The sequence below is a fragment of the Spongiactinospora gelatinilytica genome (assembly GCF_003236385.1).
In the GTDB taxonomy this organism is placed as follows: Bacteria; Actinomycetota; Actinomycetes; order Streptosporangiales; family Streptosporangiaceae; genus Spongiactinospora; species Spongiactinospora gelatinilytica.
Genome location: NZ_POUA01000621.1, coordinates 1 through 2,529 on the forward strand (window position 1 = coordinate 1; position 2,529 = coordinate 2,529).

4 protein-coding genes are annotated in these 2,529 nt (G+C 71.0%); 1 reads left to right on the forward strand and 3 read right to left on the reverse strand.

What is annotated here, in order from left to right; translation table 11 throughout:
- Positions 1-74: 74 nt before the first annotated feature.
- The 3 genes from C1I98_RS37810 to C1I98_RS37820 are packed head-to-tail and all read right to left on the reverse strand — an operon-like array spanning position 75 to position 2,002.
- Positions 75-383, reverse strand: a complete 309-nt coding sequence (locus tag C1I98_RS37810) for a hypothetical protein (RefSeq protein WP_111172046.1) — start codon at positions 381-383, stop codon at positions 75-77.
- A 31-nt stretch (positions 384-414) separates the two neighbouring features.
- Complete coding sequence (locus tag C1I98_RS37815; RefSeq protein WP_111172047.1) at positions 415-1,401, reverse strand: D-alanyl-D-alanine carboxypeptidase family protein; 987 nt, start codon at positions 1,399-1,401, stop codon at positions 415-417.
- 58 nt (positions 1,402-1,459) lie between these two features.
- Positions 1,460-2,002 (reverse strand): DedA family protein, encoded by a 543-nt coding sequence (locus tag C1I98_RS37820; protein ID WP_111172048.1) that lies wholly within the window; start codon positions 2,000-2,002, stop codon positions 1,460-1,462.
- 199 nt (positions 2,003-2,201) lie between these two features.
- Here C1I98_RS37820 and C1I98_RS40970 point away from each other — a divergent pair.
- Positions 2,202-2,529: hypothetical protein (locus C1I98_RS40970; protein ID WP_199537522.1), on the forward strand; the 328-nt coding region annotated here is incomplete at its 3' end.

Genomic DNA, 2,529 nt, shown 5'->3' on the forward strand with positions numbered 1-2,529 from the left:
GTACAGCCCTTCTGCCGCCCGGCGGGGGGTGATGCCGGGCCACGGTGACGGGGGCCAGGGAGGAGCGGCGTGGGTCAGCCTCTTGTGGTGACCCACACGTTGACGATGGTGTGCGGTGTGATGTTGGTGGAGGAGGTGGAGCCCACGGGGGTCCATGGGCCCAGGATCAGGATCGGTCCCACGTCGGGCAGGAAGTGCTTCTGCAGCACGTGGACGCGGTGCTCGCCGGTGCCGCCCGAGCAGTAGCTGCTCGCCGTGAGGCCGCTGACCTGGGCAGAGCAGCCTGTGGGGGTGGCGGACGCGCTGGAGGCGGTGCCGATGACGACGCTGGCGGTGAGTAATGCGGTGGCCGAAGCGCCGGATAACCACTTGCGTGCGCGCATGGGGGCTCCCTGGGGGCGGCGGAGTTTATCTTTAGTAAACTTTCCTAAAGATATGAGCACGATCACGGACCGTCAATAGCGCGCTCTCCGAGGCCGTTTCGGCAGCGTATTCCAGCAACCGGCCGGCCGTGCTGAACCGGCGGGCGGACTGCGGATCGCCGAGCACCACGCCGACCAGCAGCCGGTCGTCCCGCTCGGCGGCGAAGAGCAGACAGTAACCGGCCGCGCGGGTGTATCCGGTCTTCACGCCGAGCACGCCGGTGCCCTCGCCCAGCAGCTTGTTGGTGTTGCGGAAGGTGTGCGCCCGGTGTACGGCGGTGCGCGGCACGGTGTGCCGCCGGGTGGAGGAGATCTGCCGGAAGACGGGGTCGCGCAGCACGGTCTCGGCCAGCCGTACCTGGTCCTCGGCGGTGGAGTGGCCGCCGCCCCCGGGGGAGGGCAGGCCGTCGGCGTTGGTGTAACGGGTGTCGGCCAGGCCGAGCGAGCGGGCGGCGGCGTTCATCTTGGCCACGAAGGCGGCGTTGCCGGGGCCGTAGCGGCGGGCGAGCGCGTGGGTGGCGTCCGCGCCGGAGGGCAGCATCGCGCCGTACAGCAGGTCGCGTACGGTGAACCGCTCACCCTTGCGCAGCCCGGCCGAGGTGGCGCCGTTGACGATGGCGTGCCGTACGTCGGCGGCGGTGATCGTCACGACGTCGCCGAGGTCGGCCTCCTTCAGCACCACGTAGGCCGTCATGACCTTGGCCAGGCTGGCCACCGGCATCCGGCGGGCGGCCTGCTTTTCGTACAGCGCCGTGCCGGTCGAGGCGTCGATGACGTACGCGGCCCGCGCGGCGACCGCGGGCGCGTCACGCCGCGCGGTGCCGGCCGCTCCCATACCGGCCCAATGGGATGTGCTCGCTATGGCCGTGGTGCGGGTGACCGTCGTCTCCGTGGGCGGCGGAGCCGCCGCGATCGCGGTCGCGGCCAGTGCCGCGGTACTGACGAGAAGTAGGATGCCCCGGTTGTCCATGTCGGCCATAGTCGCATGTCAGCGGAGTAAAGTGTCCTGAACTCCGCGCATTGTGGCGGGGATGCGACTAGGGCCGGGGCGAGGCGATCAGGTCGGGCTCGCCGGTGGCGCGGCGCCGGCGGCGGCGTACCAGGACCACCGCGGCGATCACCGCGGCGAGGGCGGCGGCGGCTCCGGCGGCGGCGAGCGGGGAGCGGGCGGCGAGCGCCAGCCAGCCCCAGATGACCGTGTAGAGGCCGAACATCGTGACCGGCACCCAGGTCAGGCAGCCGAGGGCGCTGGCCACCACGTACCAGGGATAGGAGACGCGCAGCACGCCCGCCACCCAGGGCAGCGTGTGGCGCAGCATGGGCACCCAGAAGCACGCGTAGACCGCGAGCGCGCCCCAGCGGGCGACGACCTTCTCCACCTTCTGGATGCGCCCGCGGCCGAGCCGCGCGCCGACGCGTGACTCGTACAGCTTCTCGCCGAGCCGTCGGCCGACCCAGTAGTAGACCTGGAACGCTCCGAAGAGCGCCACGCCGCCGATCAGGGTGACGAGCCACAGGGGAAGGCCGAACAGTGACGCCTGGGTCGGCGAGGGGATGAAGGACGCCGCGAGTGTGCCCATGACCCGCCACCACCGCCCTGTGTCCGGTCCGCCCAAGTTTGCAGGTAATTAGGCAAGCCTAACCTGCCTATCCATTATGTGGCATGGGCCTTGTCGTGGTGTGGGCGGGGCGCGGAACGATCGGTTGCAAGTCATCGGCAACCAGGGCTAAAGCCGCTTGTCGTACATCTTGGGTGTGAACGAGAAGGGGGTGCCGGCCATGAGCCCGCGGAGCGGTCTAGTGGGGGTACTGGCGAGCGGGGCCGCGACCGCGGCCCGGCTGCTGGCCGCCACGCTGGCCTTCACCGGTGCGTACGTGGGGGTGGAGGCGCCCGGCGCCTCCGTCGGCGCCCGGAGCACGGCCGGGGCCGGCACCCCGCACATCACGACGGTGACGCTCTCCGCCCAGACCATGCCGCTCACCACGCCCCTGAAGAGCCCCGAAGGGCTCACCATCGAGCCGATGAAGGCGGCCGGGCCCGCGTCCGCCGGGATGGCCAAGCCCGCCGAGTCCGCCACCCTGCCGAAGCTGTCTCTTATACCCATCT